Annotated in this window: 13 protein-coding genes; 2 read left to right on the forward strand and 11 right to left on the reverse strand. The window is 40.1% G+C overall.

Features of this window, described 5'->3' with window-relative positions:
- The 8 genes from pstC to QZ574_RS08875 all read right to left on the reverse strand — a co-directional run bounded on the left by pstC (position 1) and on the right by QZ574_RS08875 (position 13,256).
- Positions 1-852 carry a phosphate ABC transporter permease subunit PstC gene (pstC, locus tag QZ574_RS08840; RefSeq protein WP_297088936.1) on the reverse strand — a complete coding sequence of 284 codons (852 nt, stop codon included), beginning with the start codon at positions 850-852 and terminating at the stop codon, positions 1-3.
- A gap of 126 nt (positions 853-978) precedes the next feature.
- On the reverse strand, positions 979-2,052 hold the full coding sequence (gene pstS / locus QZ574_RS08845; RefSeq protein WP_297088938.1) for a phosphate ABC transporter substrate-binding protein PstS: 1,074 nt from the start codon (positions 2,050-2,052) through the stop codon (positions 979-981).
- Between the two features lie 44 nt (positions 2,053-2,096).
- The gene (locus QZ574_RS08850) at positions 2,097-3,086 is read right to left on the reverse strand and encodes a porin (RefSeq protein WP_297088940.1); all 990 of its coding nucleotides are present in this window, start codon (positions 3,084-3,086) and stop codon (positions 2,097-2,099) included.
- A 267-nt stretch (positions 3,087-3,353) separates the two neighbouring features.
- Complete coding sequence (locus tag QZ574_RS08855) at positions 3,354-4,340, reverse strand: glycosyltransferase family protein (protein ID WP_297088942.1); 987 nt, start codon at positions 4,338-4,340, stop codon at positions 3,354-3,356.
- 24 nt (positions 4,341-4,364) lie between these two features.
- Positions 4,365-5,471: a phytase gene (locus QZ574_RS08860; RefSeq protein WP_297088944.1), complete on the reverse strand. Its 1,107-nt coding sequence runs from the start codon at positions 5,469-5,471 to the stop codon at positions 4,365-4,367.
- A gap of 90 nt (positions 5,472-5,561) precedes the next feature.
- On the reverse strand, positions 5,562-8,336 hold the full coding sequence (locus QZ574_RS08865; protein WP_297088946.1) for a TonB-dependent receptor: 2,775 nt from the start codon (positions 8,334-8,336) through the stop codon (positions 5,562-5,564).
- Between the two features lie 182 nt (positions 8,337-8,518).
- Entirely contained in the window at positions 8,519-10,783 is a 2,265-nt protein-coding gene (locus QZ574_RS08870; RefSeq protein ID WP_297088948.1) for an inorganic phosphate transporter, read from the reverse strand.
- Positions 10,784-10,985: 202 nt separating this feature from the next.
- Positions 10,986-13,256, reverse strand: a complete 2,271-nt coding sequence (locus QZ574_RS08875) for an inorganic phosphate transporter (RefSeq protein ID WP_297088950.1) — start codon at positions 13,254-13,256, stop codon at positions 10,986-10,988.
- 196 nt (positions 13,257-13,452) lie between these two features.
- On the opposite strand from QZ574_RS08875, the gene QZ574_RS08880 reads away from it, so the two are divergent.
- Together QZ574_RS08880 and QZ574_RS08885 are read left to right on the forward strand one after the other, a co-directional pair.
- Positions 13,453-14,490: an ATP-binding protein gene (locus QZ574_RS08880; RefSeq protein ID WP_297088952.1), complete on the forward strand. Its 1,038-nt coding sequence runs from the start codon at positions 13,453-13,455 to the stop codon at positions 14,488-14,490.
- A 161-nt stretch (positions 14,491-14,651) separates the two neighbouring features.
- Positions 14,652-15,350: a response regulator transcription factor gene (locus QZ574_RS08885; RefSeq protein WP_297088955.1), complete on the forward strand. Its 699-nt coding sequence runs from the start codon at positions 14,652-14,654 to the stop codon at positions 15,348-15,350.
- Between the two features lie 48 nt (positions 15,351-15,398).
- Here the strand turns inward: QZ574_RS08885 and QZ574_RS08890 are convergent, their stop codons facing one another.
- From QZ574_RS08890 to asnS, 3 genes are all read right to left on the reverse strand, one after another.
- Entirely contained in the window at positions 15,399-16,004 is a 606-nt protein-coding gene (locus QZ574_RS08890) for a PAP2 family protein (protein WP_297088957.1), read from the reverse strand.
- A 1-nt stretch (position 16,005) separates the two neighbouring features.
- Positions 16,006-17,457, reverse strand: a complete 1,452-nt coding sequence (rpoN, locus tag QZ574_RS08895; RefSeq protein WP_297088959.1) for an RNA polymerase factor sigma-54 — start codon at positions 17,455-17,457, stop codon at positions 16,006-16,008.
- Positions 17,458-17,521: 64 nt separating this feature from the next.
- Entirely contained in the window at positions 17,522-18,958 is a 1,437-nt protein-coding gene (asnS, locus tag QZ574_RS08900; protein ID WP_297088961.1) for an asparagine--tRNA ligase, read from the reverse strand.
- Positions 18,959-18,998: the final 40 nt, after the last annotated feature.

An 18,998-nucleotide genomic window follows, 5' to 3' on the forward strand; every position in this document is an offset into this window, starting at 1 on the left:
TTATCCCATTCGTTTTATGATGAATTTTCCGATAGCATTAATTATACCTGTGAGCAGGAATAATAACAAACCAATTGCAATAAGCGAACTCAGTTTTAAGCCCTCTGCTTCACCAAACTGGTTGGCAATAACAGAGGCCATGGTGTTCCCGGTTCCAAAAAAACCTGTGGGAATAATGTTTGCATTTCCAATTAACATGGTAACAGCCATAGTTTCGCCAAGTGCCCGCCCAAACGACAAAATGTAACCGGCAACGATTCCTGAACGTGCAGAAGGAACAATTACACTAAAAATTACTTCCAGGCGGGTTGCTCCTAAAGAATAGGCTGCCTCTTTCAATTCGTTGGGCACCATCGTAATTATCTCGTTACTCAGCGAGGTGGCATAAGGAATTATCATAATGGCCAGAATGATGCTGGCAGTAAAAACTCCAAATCCCTGATTAGGCAAACCCAAATCAATTAACAGGGGGCGCAAAACATAAAATCCCCACAAACCGTAAACTATTGATGGGATTCCGGCCAGCAAATCAACCATGGTACCCAGCACTTTTGCCATTTTGGTTCCGCGGTAATATTCTCCTAAAAACAAGGAAGCGGAAAAAGAAAGTGGCAAGCTTATTAAAAGTGCTGCAACCGATGTTACAATTGTGCCGGCAATAAATGGCAGCGCTCCATAGTTTTCTTTTCCTTCGGTTGGATTCCAGTCATTCAACCAAATAAAACTAATACCAAAACTTTTGAATGCGGGAATGGCCCCTTTTACCAAGGAGAAAACCATGCCTCCTGCCACAAAAAGTATGAGGAATGAGGAAAGCAAGAGAACGCCTTTAGTTATTTTTTCGCTGTTCATTTAATGAAATATGTAACAATGATGTGGTGTACAGGACACTTTATTTACAGGCGACAAGATTCAGAAAAAGAGAAGAAACCTGTTTTTGCAAACAGGTTTCCATATCCTGTTATCTTAAATGCTATATTATTGAAGTAAGGGTTGCCCGTCGAAAGTAATTGATCGTAATATAAGCTTGGCTTTTGCTGCAGCAGCCTCGGGTAGTGGCGCATAATGCACTTTTTCGGCTTGTCCTTGCGCATCGCTGCTTACCAACCAATCAAGAAAACTTACAGTTGCCAATGCCTGATCTTTTGACCGGCCATTGTAACTCTGTTCCTTGTACAATATAATCCATGTAAATCCACTGATCGGATACGCTTCCGGATCTGCTGAATTGGTAAGCATAATACGTGTGTCAGCAGGAATCTCTCCCTTTGCAGCAGCACTTACCGATGCTATTGACGGCTCGATGTAATTACCTGCACTATTTTGTACTTTTGCCGTTTGAATTTTTTGTGCAAAAGCATACTCAGAACCAATATAGCCAATGGCTCCTTCGGTTTGCTTAATGGTACCGGCTACTCCCGGGTTTCCTTTGGCTCCCATTCCAACAGGCCATTGTAACGATTTTCCTTTACCTACAGCATCAGCCCATTTTGTGCTAATTTTACTCATGTAATCGCTAAAAATGTAGGTAGTTCCGCTACCATCAGAACGATGTACAAAAGTAATATCCATATCAGGTAAAGCTATACCTTCGTTATTGGCTTTAATTGCCGAATCATTCCATTTGGTAATTTCTCCCATAAAAATTTTCTCAAGCAATTCGTTTGAAAGCTTTAAGCCATCAACTCCAGGCAGGTTGTAGGCAATAACCACAGCACCTAGCACCGTTGGAATATGAACCACTTCGGCCGGCATTTCGGCCAGTTTATCATCGTTCAAATAAGCATCAGTAGCTCCAAAATCAACTACTTTGTCGGTTAAACTGCGAATACCGCCACCCGAGCCAATTCCACCGTAGGTTAAAAGCGTTCCGGTTTCGGATGTGTAGGCCTTAAAAACCATGTTGTAATAAGGCATGGGGAAGGTTGCACCTGCAGCAGTAAGTGTCACTTTTTTGCTTTCTCCGGATTTTTCTCCTCCTTGTTTGTTTGAAGAACTGGAGCAAGCTCCAAGAATAAATACTGTTAAAACCAGTAGTGCTAAATTTTTCATTTTTCTATTTTTTTGAAATTCTAGTTTTCTGTTAAGTATAAAAATCAGAACTTAAACTCTGCACTTAAATACAGGTAAGTAATATTTTCAGCATCGGCTTTCTCAGGATTAAAAAATCGAATGTTTGGTGTGATTTTAACACCTTTCACCGGGCTATATTCGGCACCTGCAATCATTAATTGACCATCTGAGTCAATATTCCAAGCTTCTGATTCTCCATCAAGTTCATCCGAGTTTAATCCATCATAACGAGCAAAAAGTTTCCAGCTATTATTTGGTTTATACCAACTGTAAATAGATGTACCGTATTGGTTTTGACCGTCAACCATTTTATAGTTTGATTGGTAGTTGTATTCGCCGGCAAGTGTAAATTTGCCATTGGTATACGCCAAAAGGGTTGCCAACGATTTTTGTTTTACATCATCGCCTGAGATATCAGCAAATACGCGGGCAATAACATTTTTAACCGGCTTAATGGTTGTACCGGCTCCGTAGCGCAACAGGTCGTCGCCTTGAATTTTTTTGTACCCTTCGCCGTTAATAACAGAGAAATCGGCACTAATAAAATCGGCAAATTTATAATCGATGTTAAAACCGAGGTCGGCACTCGAATTAAATTTGTACTCATCCTGGTACGACTTCATCATGTAGCGGTTTCCCCACAATTTTTCTGAAACCTTAAACTGGGTAGTAGAAATCATACCAAAATAGGCTTTCAGGTTGTCTTTTGAATACTGCACATAGGCATTTTTAAGAAAAGCTGAAAGCTCGTGGCCACCGCCGTCTTTTGGATTACCTACGTCAAAAACAACTTTCGCATAGAATTCTTTGCTAAAATTGTATTCGTAACCTAAATAGGCCCGGGTATTTTCAAACTCCGAGGCCGATTCCCCATCGGAAAAGGCAGTATGAAAATTGGTAAAAATCAAAGCAAGTGGTTTCCCATTTGGTTTAAACGCTTCAGTTTCTTCTTGGCTAAATCCTGTTGAGATGATTCCTTGAACCAATAACAACAGTAAAAACATTTTTTTCATTTTTTACTTAAGATTGAATTTTGTCTGTTTTTTACGAAGGCAAAAATGTGCCAACACTATTACACGGGAATTACAGATATATTACAAAACGATTAATTTTTCACATCGCGGTATTTATAAATCGCTGTATTTCAGCAAATAAATTTTTGGCTTAATAAAATTACAAATTTGTAACACCTTATTCAATAGCCTTTAAACCATTTTTAAATGTTGGGAAATCCATGTACCTAATCATGAAAAAATACGCTCATAAATAGTATCACAGCGCTAATCAATGCATGTTTCAATAACTTGCTTTAGCCAGTCGGATGTTTTGTCCTCATACAAAATTTTTAATGCCACATCCTGGTTTAGCCACTGCCCCAAAATACGCTGCGCTTTTTTACCTGAGTCAATTACGGGCACACCCATTTCGGCCAACATGGCGGCATTACAAGCCTGTTCGTATTGATTCTTCATAGGAAAAACGCACAGTTTTTTACCCATATAAAGTGCTTCGGCCGGAGTTTCAAAACCGGCATTACACAATATTCCGGCACAACTAACAAACGATTGATTAAAACCTTTGAGCGAAACCGGATTAAACCGAATGGAGCCTTTGGAGTAGCTTTTCTGACAGTGTTTTGAGAAAACTTCCCAGCGAACGTTTTTATGCTGCTTAAGAATTTTTTCAATCTCCAAATCGCTGTAGGCAGGTAAATAAACGGTGTAATGCCCCTTGTTGTTTACTACTGCCTTGCGAATAGAAGAACGGATTACTGGCGTAAAATTATGCTTATCGAGTTGTTTAAAATGAAAGCCATATTGGTATTTGACTGGGGCATAATGTTTTAACACAAGCTTTCCAAAGTAATCGGTTTTTAAAGGACGGGCAGCTCTGGGGTGTAAAACAGCGTTTTGGTGACTTAATCCAACGCACGCTTTTCTTTTTAACTTGCAGGCCCATGCTGTTATTGGCTCAAAATCGGTAATAACCAGGTCGTAGTTTTTTACCGGGATTTTTCTGATATCGTTAATCAACCTAAAAAGCCGGGCTTTATAAATGGTTTTCCAGATATCCACACCTCCGCGCTCACCAAAAATAAAGCTAAAACCATAAAGCTTGTATTTTACCTCAAAAGGTAAACGGATATCCCCCTGTATTCCGCTCACAAGGATATCCGTTTTGCCCAGTTTTCGTAATAAGGGAATAATCTCAGTAGCTCTTGCTAAATGGCCATTCCCGGTGCCTTGTATGGCATATAAAATTTTCACTTCTTAATCGGGCACAAACTTATATTAGTCTGTTTTTGTCAGGAAAAACTTCTCAATATCGGCCCAGGAAATGTATTTAAAATTTTGGCTTACCAGTTGTTCTCCATCATAATTATACCCATCCTGAACCACTAACATACCTTTAGGAAAATTTGCCCCAAGCGGCACATTAGTTATTTCTATTCCATCGGTTTCTTCCACTCCATCAAAATCGCCTTCGGTAATACGAAAACTTCCCAGGTATTTATTCTCGCCCTGACGTTCGAAAACTGCAAACGAATAATTGCCCTGCGACGAAGCCACCAGGTAACCGTTTACACTGTCGGTAGCATAAATAGCCAGGCCCTCAATATCGTAACAGATGTTCTCGTTCTTTTCTGAACTGAAGGGAATTAAAACACCTGTGGTGGGGGCATCCGGTTCAGCATTAAATTTATGTATTCCTGCTATTTCTTCTCCTATGTAAACAAGGCCAAATGCATCGTCGGCAATAACGCCTTCGGTTTGTGTTTTCAGATTAAAAGCACGTACCAGTTTGGCATCAATTTTATCTTCTTTTGCCAGTAATTCCCATTGTTCTAACTCACCGGCCTTACTGTTTAAAAAAACGTAATATTTACCTGTTTTCGGGCTTTTATACATACCCAGGCCATAAACATCATCTTGCATTTCAGCTTTAATCACCCGGGCATCAACTGCTTTTAAAACGCCGCCTTTATGCACCGTATAAAGCGCAATGGAATGCGACGAGCGATTACTGGCTGCCAATACATCAACTTGCTTATCGCCCAAAGGAAACCCGTAACGAAGGTCGCAATTGTTCATATTTCCATCAGCGTAGTAGTTAAGAAGCTTGCCGTTTAAATCGTAGGTGGCCAATCCTCCTTTTTTATCGGTACCAATAATAAAAGAATTCGTTACATCGGTGGTATCAATCCATATAGCCGGGTCATCGGCAGAATCCTCGTTTTTGTCCTGAGGAACCGGGTAGGTTTCCGCCAGTGCAACTACTGTATTTTTAATATGCTCTCCGGCTTTTTTAGACCCTTCGCTTGGTCGGTTTGTGTTGCACGAAATTAAAACAGCAATTAAAACAAATAGCAAAAAAATACGATTGGAGCTACAATTCATCGCGTTATTTTTTAGGTGTAAATAACTGAGAACAACCTTTTGCTGTTCTCAGTTATAATTAATTCGAATATACTAAAATCGCCAACTTTTTTAGAAATCAAATTTTACACCGAAGAATATTTTACGGTTATAAAATTCTTCCTGCATTAAGTAGTCCGACGCGCCCTGGTAGTATCGCAAGGGTTGATTTAGCAGGTTGTTTACCTCGAAAAATAGATTCAGGTTTTTTGTTATCGAATAATTCGCATTCATATCCATATAGGTTACTTTATCGTACCACCTGTCGTAAAATACATCATCCCCAACTTCATCAATAAAAGCATCGGCATAGTTAAACGAAGCGCGTAAGGTAAATTTTTCGCCTTCGTAGTACAAGGATGCATTAAAGCTATTTTCGGGCGTACCCGGCAATGACATTTCTTCGTCTTCGCGCCCCTCAAGATTGAAATTCTTCACCTTTGAATGGTTGTAAGTGTAAGTGGCATAAAAGCCGGTTTGTTTTAGCAAGCCAGGAAGAAAATCGAACTGTCGCTGAAAGGCAAATTCAAGGCCCCACAAATCGGCATCGCCGGCATTCAGAGGTTGATAAAACTTATCGTAAACAGTTCCTTCGTACGTGTAATCGCGTGATTCCTGTGTTACAATAAAATTGGTAATATCTTTATAAAATACACCTGCCGAAATCTGTCCAATTGAACTAAAATAATGTTCGAACATTAAGTCGAAGTTCATTGAGTGGGTAGGTTCCAGTTCAGGGTTACCAATTTCAGCTTCCATATCTTCCAGGTTAATTTCAACATGAGGAACCAGGTCGTAATAGCGCGGACGGGCAATGGTATTGGTCCATGCAAACTTTAATTTTGTGTTTTCGCCCAAGGAATACTTTCCAATTAAACTTGGTAACACGTTTATATAATCGTCGGTTTCAGTTGGCGTAACCAGTAACGATTCTTCACCTTCCTCATCAACTTTTAGTTCGCGCCCGGTATATTCCAAACTGGTTGCTTCTATGCGCACACCTAAAGTAATATCTAAATTGGCACCAAGGCTCTGATCGAAGCGAAGATAGCTGGCCCAAACATCTTCTTTGGCGTCGAAGTTTCCGGCCAGTTCTCCCGGTACTTCGGTTTTTTCAAAACCCGAATTCAAATTCTGATCACCAAGAAACTCTTTGCTGATAAAATTTCCGGCATTGTATTTTTTACCCGGTTCAAAATCATCTTTTGTTTTGTCGGTCATATTGGCAAATGCAAGGGCATTAAATGCATCTTCATCCTCGGGTTCGTATTCGTAAAATTCGTTATCGCGCTTTTTCTCTTTTCCTTTGTAGCTAAACCCTGCTTTAATCCGGTTTTTAAAATCGCCTTCCAACCACGGAAAAGCCAGGTCTACCTTAAACCTTTTGTCTATATCGTCTGTATATTGGTATTCTTCGGTCATTTCTTTAAAACTCCATTCACTGTTTAAATCTTTTGCATCGTTGGTAAGAATTGTAAAGTAAGGCTTTTCGGTGTTACTTAAATCGGGGCTAATCTCGGCATCTTTATACCGGTAGGTAATGTAACGCTCGTTTGGGCGTTCTTCTGATGCTTTGGCATACGACCCTTTCCAGTTTAACTCTACTGCACCAAAATGATGTTCGCCATTTAAAGAAAAATTCATGGCTTTTTGGTCTTCCAAACGTGCGTATTTGTTGTCTTCTACTCCACCTTTGCTCTCGCGGCGCATTTCGGCAATCCAGGTACCATCTTCCTGCTCAATACCATCATAGCGCAAGCGAAAACGGTTTTCCCAGTCTTTGCGGTGGTTGTAAATTCCTTTAAAATCGATTTTATGGTTAGGATTAAAAGTATAATCGAAAGCAGCAGAATAACTCTGACGTTCGCGTTGAACGTTATAAGTTCGTATCTGGAAATCGCTCATAAAGATTTCACCATCTTCATTTTCCCATTCTCCCTCGATGTTATCTGATCCTAACTGTATATTTTGGTATGAACCTGATAAGACCATCCCGAGCTTATCGTTTAAAAAGCGATCGCCATACACTAAGGACAGGTTCGCATCTGCCTTATCGGATAAAAAGTTATAGCCACTACCCAGCGTACCTGATATACGGCGTTTGTAAGGTGAACTTTTTGTTACCAGGTTTACCGAACCGCCAATAGCATCGGCATCCATATCGGGGGTAACCACCTTGTTTACCTCAATAGCCTGCACCATATCCGACGGAATAAGATCGAGCTGAATGGAGCGGGTTTCAGCCTCGGCCGAGGGAATTCGATCGCCGTTTACAGTTACCGAATTATATTCGGGCGAGGTACCGCGAATATTACCAAAGCGGGCTTCGCCCTGGTCGTATTGTACATTAATCCCGGGAATTCTTTTTAGCGCATCGCCAACATTGGCATCGGGGAAACGGGTCACCTGGTCAGCCGAAATAATATTGGTAATGTTCATGCTGCTTTTTTGCTGATTGAGGGCTTTGGATTGCCCCTGCAATGCACCATTTACCACAACTTCTTCAATATCAATACCCGGATTCATTTCAAAGTTGAGCTGACTTGTTTTTCCTACCGATACCGATAGTGATTTTTTAAGCTCTTTAAAACCGATATATGAAACTTTAACTTCGTACTGGCCGGCATCAAGCGCCACAATACGGTAAAAACCATTGGCATCGGTTACGGCTCCTTTTTTTAAGGTTTCAATAACAACAGCAGCTCCAGGAAGCGGCAAGTGGTCGGCATCCACAACTCTACCGGCAATAGAACCTTTGTTTGCTGCATTTTCGTTTTCACCTTCGGCCAACGCATTAAACAGGTTGACAAATAAGCTGATAAATAATAAAAAGGATAATTTTTTCATTTTGGATTTGGTTAATAATTCGATGGGTACAAAGTTCTATTATCAACCAAATTAAATGTTTCAGAAGTAATAAAAGACAATTAAGATTTGAAGCTGCAGGTTAACCAAATTGCAACACAACTTTAATCCATAAAAAAAGAGGAAGCTTAATGCCTCCTCTTTCTTTATCTGTATAAAACTGTTTAGTGTCTTGTATTAGTTATAAAATCACGTTCAGATTTTACCAGGTTAATTGCATGCAATAATAGGTTTTCCAACTCGGTATGCATTTTAAAATACAATTGTGAGTTACGGTTGTTAACCAACTTCTGCTTCACTCGTTTAAACTGGTTCTTTTCATTTTTGCGTAATATTTCCACTATCGCATCCTTCCCTTCCACCAGTTTTTCTATGTCATCAAACTGCTGCCCGCTAACCATTTTAGTTACTTCTTTCAAAAAGTCTGAAACCTTGTTTATGGTTGCGGTAAGTTCTGCCGCCTGGTCTTCAGTAAATGGTTTGTGATTGTTCTCTACGTGCGTTATCATCGGATTCAGCATAAAGTGAACAGCATGTGCCATTTCGCGTTTGTGCTCTATCATCTGCACGTAGTAATGTGTTGTTTCGGCAGAGCTATCCATCAGCTTTTCTGCAATTCTAAACACTTTATCTTTATTCTTTTTCGCTTTTTTCGATAAAACAGTACAGGCTTCTTCGGCTTTTCGCAACCCTGCCCGGTCTTCGCTTAAGAAGCTTTGCATTCCGTTTTCCAGAATTTCCGAGGTGTTCTCCAAACCTTTTATAATCTGCTTGGCACTTTTCGAAATAATAACTTCCGTTGCATCTTCATCCTGTATACTATCTTCGTCAACTGCCGATTTACTTTCAGCACGTTTACGGAAAATAATCTGAGTTCTGATAACCATAAACACAGCCACTGCAATAAACACAAACACCATGTACTTGCCACTCAGGGAAATTACCAATGCAATTGTACCGGCTACGGTAAAGGCTATTAAGGCGGTTAAAAACCATCCGCCAATTACGGCAAACACTCCGGAAATACGATAAACCGCACTCTCGCGATCCCAGGCCCTGTCGGACAAGGAAGTACCCATAGCCACCATAAAGGTTACATAGGTAGTAGAAAGTGGCAGCTTTAATGAAGTACCAATTGCAATTAAAATACTGGCAACAACCAGGTTAACTGATGCTCTGATTTTATCAAATGCAGGTGCATCTTCTTCGTTTTCGAAATACGAGAATTTTTCGAAGCGCGACTGAATTGTATTACCAAAAGAGCTTGGCAGTACCCGCATCAGTTTTTTGTTAAAGTTGGTAACACCGCGCACCATCATACGCGCTGCCATTGATGAACCAAAGCGTTCGTCGCCGGCATCCTGGCGTCCAAGATTAATTTCGGTTTCGGTTACCGCACGAGCTTTTTTCGACATGATTAGGGTAATAACCATAACCAGACCGGAGATTAAAAGCATATATATTGGGGTACTGCTTTTCCCAGCCAGATTAGCCATCGAAAACTCGTCGGGGGAAATACCACCCGAAGCTACCCAATCTTTAAACGAGGCAAAACCGGCTACCGGCACTCCAATAAAGTTTACCAGGTCGTTTCCGGCAAAAGCCATTGCCAAAGCAAAAGTTCCAACCATTACAACTACTTTCAGAATTTTTATCTTAAAAATCCATTTTAGCAGTTGAATTAATACCACCCAGAACCCAAAGCTCAGCAGCAATACCAAACCGGTGTTGTGCTTAAACCATTCCTGCAGTGTTTCGCCACTGGCAATTTCTACATCAGCAAACGACGAGCCTTTCATTCCCTTGATAAAAATAAAATAGGTAATTGCCGTAATTGCGAGTCCGCCGAATATGGCCCCAAAATATTTCATCGGTCCGCGATAACGGAAAGAAAAGATAAAACGGGTAATGTACATGACTAAAGCACCAATACTAAAGGCTATAAACACCGAGAGCAATATTCCGGTAATGATTGCCAGCGCTTTTGACGAATTAATGTAGTTCGACAATTCGGCAGCAACCGACAAGCCCATGCCCTTAATTTTTACAACCGCTACAGCCACTGCAGAACCCAACAATTCAAAAACAATTGAAACTGTTGTTGATGTTGGCATACCAAAGGTATTGAACAAATCAAGCAGAATTACATCGGTAATCATTACCGCCAGAAAGATGGTCATGATTTCGGCAAAGTAAAACTGATCGGGATGAAAAATCCCTTTACGTGCCACTTCCATCATTCCGTTTGAGAATGTTGCTCCCACCAGAACACCCAAACTTGCCATTAAGAAAATGGCCCATTTAGGCGCGGCTTTCGAGCCAATTGCAGAGTTAAGAAAATTAACCGCGTCGTTGCTAACTCCAACTATTAAATCGGAAATTGCCAAAGCAAAAAGAACGACCACAAGAATTAAATAAAAATTTTCCATTTATCTTTTTTTAATTAAGCTATTCGTTTTTCAGCAAATACAAGTTTAATCGTTTTGTAATCGCTGGCAAAGGTGTTCTAAAATCAGATTACTTTTGTTGCATTTTTGTTACATTTTGATTACATTTTCATCCGCCTCGCTAAAACTCTTATAATTAGATACAAACAAAACCAAAATAACCCGAATACTATTTACTTATTTATTATTTGGTATCTCTGGTGTATTTAATAAAATCGCGATGCGCTTTTACAAGATTTACTGTATGAAGCAGTAGATGTTCAATTTCGGAAATAACCTTAAAAAACAATTGCGAATTTCTTGTATTAACCAACTTGTTTTTTATCCTTTTAATCTGGCTTTTTTCCATCTTACTAAGATAGGTAAGCAATTGATCTCTTTTTGCAATCAGTTGCTCCAGCTCATCAAAATTCTCTGCTTTTACTGCGTGTAATACGTAATTAAAAAATGTATCAATTTGCGAAGTCATCTCTTTTAATTCCTTAACCTGCTCATCAGTAAACGGTTTATGGTTATTTTCAACATGAAAAATTACCGGAGCAAGCATAAAATGTAAGGCATGTGCCATTTCTCTTTTATGCTCCATAACTTGTACGTAAAAATGACTGGTTTCAAGTGTACCATCGGTTAATTTGGTAACTGTAGAGTACACCCGGTCGCGGTTACGTTTTGCCTTTTTTGAAAAGGTATCAGATATTTCCTGCACTTTTTTCAGTGCATTCCGGTCTTCTTTAATAAAGCCTTGTATGCCAAGAGCAAGTACCTGGCTTGAAGCCACAATAGCTTTAACTACTTGTTTTGAACTTTTCTCCAGAATTTGCTCGTGCGCATCCGCCTCTTCAATATCTTCATCTTCAGCGGCAATTTTTTTCTCGCGTTTTTTCATCATGGTATGCGTACGAATAACCATAGCAACAGCCACAACAACAAATACAAAAACCATAAACTTGCCACTAAGGGCAATCAGCAATGCCACCAAACCTGATACTGTAAAAGCAATTAAAGCGGTTAAAAACCAACCTCCGATTACTGCAAATACACCGGAAATGCGGTAAACAGCACTCTCGCGATCCCACGCACGATCTGATAGCGAAGTACCCATGGCCACCATAAATGTAACGTAAGTTGTTGATAGCGGAAGCTTTAAAGAGGTACCAATGGCAATTAAAATACTGGCAACCACCAAATTAACCGATGCCCGTACCTTATCAAATGAAGGTGGATCCTGGTCATCCTCTGCGACATAGGTATGTGGCTGAAAACGCGTACCCACTCCCTCGGTAACAGCTGAGGGCAATATGCTATTTAGACGTTTGTTAAACTTTGTAGTTCCACGAACTATAACACGCGCGGCAAAAGACGATCCAAAGCGTTCATCTCCTTCGTTTTGGCGCGATAAATCAAGCGATGTTGCAATTACCGATTTTGCCTTTTTCGACATAATAAGTGTTACAATCATTACTAATCCGGCAATTAGCAGCATATAGGTAGGTGTACCTACTTTGCCTGCCAACATGGCCATGGAAAAGGTATCGGGGTTTGAAGCTCCATCAGCGACCCATGCCTGAAATGAGTTATAACCGGCCAGTGGTACGCCTATAAAGTTCACCAGGTCGTTTCCGGCAAATGCCATAGCCAATGCAAAGGTTCCGGCCAAAACAACTACCTTCAATATCTTAATATTAAAAATCCATCTTAACAACTGAATTAACACCACCCAAAACCCAAAGCTATACAAAAGCATTAATCCGGTGTGATGTTTCACCCAATCCTGAACAGTTTCGCCATTTGCCAATTCAATACTGGCAAAGGTCGATCCTTTCATTCCTTTAATAACAATAAAATAGGTGATAGCAGTAATGGCCAGTCCTCCAAACACAGAACCAAAGTATTTCATCGGACCGCGATACTTAAAGGTAAAAACCAGTCGGGTTAAGTATTGGACTATTGCCCCAACCGTAAAAGCAATAAAGACCGAGAGCAATATACCGGTAATAATAGCCAGGGCTTTACTCGAGTTGATGTATTGCGACAGCTCCATTACAACTGAACCTCCGGCGGTTTTGATTTTTACAATCGATACCGCCACGGCAGCACCAAGCAATTCAAAAACTATTGAAACCGTAGTTGAAGTTGGCATCCCAAAAGTGTTAAACATGTCAAGCAGAATAACATCGGTTATCATTACTGCCAAAAAAATGATCATGATTTCGGAGAAGACAAACATATCGGGGTGAAAAATTCCTTTTCGCGCTACTTCCATCATTCCACTCGAAAAAGTAGCCCCGATAAGCACCCCTAAACTTGCCATTAAAAAAATCACCCACTTGGGAGCTGCTTTTGAACCAACAGCTGAATTTAAAAAGTTAACTGCATCATTACTTACTCCTACAATTAGGTCTGAAATTGCTAAAGCAAAGAGTACAATAACAAGAATCAAATAAAAGTTTTCCATTGAAATTTGGTTTATTAAAGGTCGGCAAATATAAAGCAAGTAAAAAGTTTAATCGTTTTGTAATATTAATAAAATATTAACTAACCATGAAATTACCATTAACCAATTAATAACCACTTTTTTATACCGTATTTGAAAACTTAATTTGCAGCGTTAGATTTATCAATAACTGTTATATCATAATAAAATATACTTAATGAGAACATATTCTTCGAAATTCCTTGCCATCCTGGTTGCTGCAATTTTAACCCTACTCGCATTTGGGATAACCCTACTTGCACATTTTTTTGGCGAGAACATTCTGGTTATCATTGTTTCAATTTTATTCTTCTTTGTGGCTGCCTACTTTTCCATTTTGTATATCATAAAAAAATACATCATCGACCGAATAAAGCCACTTTACAATACCATTCGCGATTTGCCGTTAAGTGGCAAAAAGATGGAAGAAAAAATCGATTCGAACAGTTTGCTGTTAAACGTAAAATACGAAGTTGAAGAATGGGCAAAAACTCAGCTGAAAGAGATTGAGCGATTGAAGGAACTGGAAAAATACCGAAAGGATTTTGTAGGCAATGTTTCGCACGAATTAAAAACACCAATTTTTAACATCCAGGGTTATGTATTAACACTGTTGGAAGGCGGTCTGGAAGATCCGAAAATAAATAAACTCTACCTGAAACGTACCGAAAAGAGCATCGACCGCATGGTGTCAATTGTTGAAGACCTGGAGTCGATTACCAAACTGGAATCGGGCGAGCTGAAACTTAATATGACCCGTTTTGACATTGTTAAAACAGTTGAAGAGGTTATTGAAATGGAACACTGGCAAGCTATGGAGAACAAAATATCGGTGAATATATTGAACAGACCCGATAAACCGATTTTTGTCAGGGCCGATAAAAAACGCATTCTGGAGGTAGTTACCAACCTAATTGTAAATGCGATAAAATACGGTAAGCCCGAAGGTTATGTCAACATCTCTTTTCATGATTTGGAAGACAATATAATTGTTGAGGTTGCCGATAATGGAATTGGAATTGAGAAGAAAGACCTTAGACGAATATTTGAACGTTTTTTCAGGGTCGACAAATCACGATCGCGTGAGCAGGGAGGAACCGGACTTGGCCTTTCCATTGTAAAACACATTATTGAAGCCCACAATCAATCGATAAATGTTAGAAGTGTACCCGAGCAGGGAACCACTTTTAACTTTACACTTGAAAAGCAGAAATAAAAGAAAGAAAAAGTTTCGGGCAAATAACACCCGAGTGTGGCTTTTAATTTGTATTTTGCTTTGATTATACGAAGTGTTATTTTCGTGATTATTTTTTGTTTAAAGAAAAGTTAATTGTTCTTTAATAAGTAGCACGTACTTTTGTTCAAGAATTTTATGTTATGAGTGAAAACGAATTTAAAGTTTTATTGGTTGACGACGAATTGGATATCCTTGAATTCCTAAGTTACAACCTTGAAAAAGAAGGATATAAGGTTTACACCGCAAAAAATGGGGTGGAAGCTATAAAGGTGGCTGAAAAACACGTTCCGCACCTAATTATACTCGACGTTATGATGCCTGAAATGGATGGTATTGCTGCTTGCGAAGAACTTCGGAAAATACCCTCGCTAAGTAGTACAGTTATTGCATTTTTAACAGCCCGTGGAGAAGATTATTCACAAATTGCGGGATTTGAAGCCGGTGCTGATGACTATATAACCAAACCGGTTCGTCCAAAAGTATTGGTAAGCCGGGTAAAAGCATTGTTAAAACGTACAGGCGAAGCAGCCCAACCCGTTGAGGTAGTTGACACCAATACTGTTACCATTGGCAACCTGCTAATCGACAAAGAGCGTTACCTGATACGGATTGGCGATAACGAAATGATATTGCCACGTAAGGAATTCGAATTGCTTTCCTTACTCGTTTCAAAACCGGGAAAAGTTTTTACTCGCGAAGAGATTTATTACTCGGTGTGGGGCGAAAACGTTGTGGTTGGCGATCGTACCATCGATGTTCACATCCGAAAATTGCGCGAAAAAATTGGTAACGAGCACATTAAAACCTTAAAAGGTATTGGTTATAAATTTGTTGAATAACAGCAATACAAAAGATAAAACAAGAGGGGCTTTTTTAGGTCCCTTTTTTTATACAAAATAAATAACAAGGTAAAGCACCACAAAGCCTAGCCCGTAACCGGCAGCCAATTGTGCAACACTGTGTTTTTTCAAACTCAGCCTTGCACTACCAATTAAGCCCGAAAGCAATACAACGATTAAGACCGAATAAACCGGGTTTATGCCATTGCGGAACGCCAGGGCAAATAAAGCACCCGAAAGGCCACCAATGGTAGCCATGTGGTTACTAATTTTCCATTTTATCGAAATAACAAGCAAAGCAACAATTACCAATACCGAAGCCAGCATAAACAATTTAAATTCGGGAACTGCCTGTACTTTTCGTAAGAGAAAGAATCCCAGGTAATAAAACAAGGCAGAGCTCAGTAGCGGAATTAACCGGTCGCGACTATCGGGCATGTTCACATCAAATTTCGGATTTAACGACAACACGGCCACCGATAGCATTGGCAGTATGCAAGTGGTAAAAAATACTACCAACAATACAAACCGCTTGGCTTCCCAAAGCAGTAATTCAAAATAAAAACCCGAGTTGAATAACAAAACCATACCGAGTGTAGGCACGATTACAGGATGAAAAACAATGGATATGACTTTAGCCAGTTTTCTATCCATTTTATAACTCTTTGCGCAAGCGAGCAACCGGTATTCCCATTTGCTCTCTGTATTTTGCCACCGTACGGCGGGCAATATTGTATGATTTTTCTTTCAGAATCTGGGCCAGCTTTTCGTCGGTTAATGGCCGACGTTTGTTTTCACCCTCAATACATTCCTGAAGGATTTTTTTAATCTCGCGGGTCGATACTTCTTCGCCATCATCCTTTTGCAAACCTTCGGAGAAAAAATATTTCAGCGGGTAAATTCCAAAGTGCGTTTGAATATATTTACTGTTTGAAACCCTTGAAATAGTTGAAATATCAAGGTCTGTTCTTTCAGCAATATCCTTTAATATCATCGGGCGCAATTTGGTTTCATCGCCTTCCTGAAAATATTCTTTTTGAAAACTAATTATTTCAGACATGGTAAGCAGCAAGGTGGTTTGACGCTGGTGAATAGCATCGATAAACCATTTTGCAGAATCCATTTTTTGTTTCACAAAACTAAGTGCCTCCTTATCGTTCTTTTGCGACTTCTGGTTTTGGCTCATTGTTTTGAGCATATCCGAGTAGGTTTCGTTAATCTTTAACTCGGGCACATTTCGCTGATTGAGCGATAAGCTCAATTCTCCATCAACCAGCTCCAGAATAAAGTCGGGAACAATGTGCTGATTCGATTTATTTAATGGGTTACTGTAGGAACTACCGGGTTTTGGATTCAGTTTCAGCACTTCATCTATTCCCTTTTTTAGCTCCTCTTCCGACAGTTCAAGCTTCGACCTGATTTTATCGTAATGTTTCTTGGTAAATTCCGCAAAGTATTCTTTTACAATGGTTTTCGCCAACTTATATGTTGCTTCTTCTTTACGGTCTAATTGCAGCAACAAGCATTCGCGCAAATCGCGGGCAGCAATTCCCGGTGGGTCAAATTCCTGAATAACCCGAAGTATTTTTTCCAGTTTCTCTTCTGGCACATCCAGGTTCATATTAAACGCAAGATCGTCGCTAATGGCCATCAAATCACGGCGCAGGTAACCATCGTCATCAATATTGCCGATAATATATTCGGCAAGTTGCTGCTCCTCCTCATTCAGGTCGGTCAGCCCCAGTTGTTCATTTAAAAACTCGTGAAAGCTAATGCCAACCGAAAACGGAACATCGATGTATTTATCGTCTTTTGAGTAATTATTTACATTGAGTTTATAGGTAGGAATTTCATCGTCTTCGTAATAATCGTCCATCGAAAACTCTTCATTATCGATGTCGGTATTATTATCCGAATCGTCGTTTCCCTGCTCATCGGCTGCTCCCGGATTATCAGACTCGAGCTCTAACACCGGATTTTCTTCCAGTTCTTTTTTTATCCGTTGCTCGAGTTGCATAGTTGGGATTTCCAAAAGCTTTATCACCTGTATTTGTTGAGGCGACAGCTTTTGGAGCAGCTTCTGTTGTAATGTTAATTTTTGCTCCATAATCCCAATTGATAACCCCGTAAAAATAACATTTTTTTCGGAGTAAGTTTTCTAAATTACACCATCAAAATTCAGCATTTTTTGGTGTCCGCGGAAAGGCAATTACATCTCTGATGTTACCCATTCCGGTTACAAATAGGATAAAACGTTCGAAACCAAGGCCAAATCCACTATGCTCAACCGATCCGTAGCGGCGTGTATCCAGGTACCACCACATTTCTTCTGCCGGAATATCCATTTCCTGCATGCGGGTTGTCAGTTTTTCCAGGTCTTCTTCGCGTTGCGATCCGCCAATAATCTCGCCAATTCCGGGGAATAAAACATCCATGGCACCTACGGTTTTCCCGTCAGGGTTTTGTTTCATGTAAAATGCTTTAATGTCTTTTGGGTAATCGGTTAGAATTACCGGACACTTAAAATGCTTTTCAACCAGGAAGCGCTCGTGTTCGCTTTGTAAATCAACGCCCCAATCAACCGGGAACTGGAATTTTTTCTTTTTATATGGTTTTGAGTTCTTCAGAATATCAATCGCCTCGGTGTAGGTTATACGCACAAAGTCGTTATTCAAAACAAATTCCAGCTTCTCAATTAAATCCATTGAGCGCTGATCCTGTGGTTTATTTTTTTCTTCCTGTTGAATTCGTTGTGCCAGAAACTGCAGGTCGTCCATGCAATTTTCAAGCGCATATTTTATACAATATTTCAGGAATTCCTCGGCCAAATCCATATTGTCTTTCAAATCGTAGAAAGCCATTTCCGGTTCAATCATCCAAAACTCTGCGAGGTGCCTTGTTGTGTTCGAGTTTTCAGCCCGAAATGTAGGGCCAAAGGTATAAATCTCTCCCAGTGCCAGTGCTCCCAGCTCACCTTCGAGCTGTCCCGACACGGTAAGGTTGGTTGCCCTTCCAAAAAAGTCTTCGGCGTAATTAATCTCGCCCTCATCAGTTAGCGGCGGATTTTTAGGATCAAGGGTTGACACACGAAACATTTGTCCGGCCCCTTCAGCATCGCTGGCAGTTACAATTGGTGTATGCAGGTAGTTAAATCCTTTTTCGTTAAAGTATTTATGAATGGCAAAAGCCATGGCATGCCTGATGCGGAAAACTGCGCTAAAAGTGTTGGTACGGAAGCGCAGGTGCGCGTTTTCGCGCAAAAACTCAAGCGAATGTTTTTTGGGCTGAATCGGATATTTTTCCGGGTCGGCTTTACCCAGCAAATCAATTGATTTGGCATTTAGCTCTACGTTTTGTCCACTACCGGCCGATTCTACCAGTTCTCCCGCAACAGCAATGGCTGCTCCGGTTGTAATATCGCGTATCAATGCTTCTTCAAAACTTTCCACATCTACAACCACCTGAAGATTATGAATGGTTGACCCGTCGTTAAGGGCAATAAAGTTTACATTTTTGCTTCCTCGTTTTGTACGTACCCAACCCTTGGCAACCACTTCGCTGCCTGTTTCTCCATGTTTCAGTATGTCTTTAATTTTCAAACGTGCCATGATGTTTCTTTTTTATCTGCCTTTTAATGTCTGATTCTGA

Source organism: uncultured Draconibacterium sp. (assembly GCF_913063105.1).
GTDB lineage: Bacteria > Bacteroidota > Bacteroidia > Bacteroidales > Prolixibacteraceae > Draconibacterium.

Excerpts from the sequence above, each read along its gene's own strand:
- QZ574_RS08850 (WP_297088940.1), bottom strand. The coding sequence starts at position 3,086 with ATGAAAAAAATGTTTTTACTGTTGTTATTGGTTCAAGGAATCATCTCA.
- asnS (WP_297088961.1), bottom strand. The coding sequence starts at position 18,958 with ATGGCACGTTTGAAAATTAAAGACATACTGAAACATGGAGAAACAGGC.
- rpoN (WP_297088959.1), bottom strand. The coding sequence starts at position 17,457 with ATGGAGCAAAAATTAACATTACAACAGAAGCTGCTCCAAAAGCTGTCG.
- QZ574_RS08870 (WP_297088948.1), bottom strand. The coding sequence starts at position 10,783 with ATGGAAAATTTTTATTTAATTCTTGTGGTCGTTCTTTTTGCTTTGGCA.
- QZ574_RS08890 (WP_297088957.1), bottom strand. The coding sequence starts at position 16,004 with ATGGATAGAAAACTGGCTAAAGTCATATCCATTGTTTTTCATCCTGTA.
- pstS (WP_297088938.1), bottom strand. The coding sequence starts at position 2,052 with ATGAAAAATTTAGCACTACTGGTTTTAACAGTATTTATTCTTGGAGCT.
- QZ574_RS08860 (WP_297088944.1), bottom strand. The coding sequence starts at position 5,471 with ATGAATTGTAGCTCCAATCGTATTTTTTTGCTATTTGTTTTAATTGCT.
- pstC (WP_297088936.1), bottom strand. The coding sequence starts at position 852 with ATGAACAGCGAAAAAATAACTAAAGGCGTTCTCTTGCTTTCCTCATTC.
- QZ574_RS08865 (WP_297088946.1), bottom strand. The coding sequence starts at position 8,336 with ATGAAAAAATTATCCTTTTTATTATTTATCAGCTTATTTGTCAACCTG.
- QZ574_RS08875 (WP_297088950.1), bottom strand. The coding sequence starts at position 13,256 with ATGGAAAACTTTTATTTGATTCTTGTTATTGTACTCTTTGCTTTAGCA.
- QZ574_RS08885 (WP_297088955.1), top strand. The coding sequence starts at position 14,652 with ATGAGTGAAAACGAATTTAAAGTTTTATTGGTTGACGACGAATTGGAT.
- QZ574_RS08880 (WP_297088952.1), top strand. The coding sequence starts at position 13,453 with ATGAGAACATATTCTTCGAAATTCCTTGCCATCCTGGTTGCTGCAATT.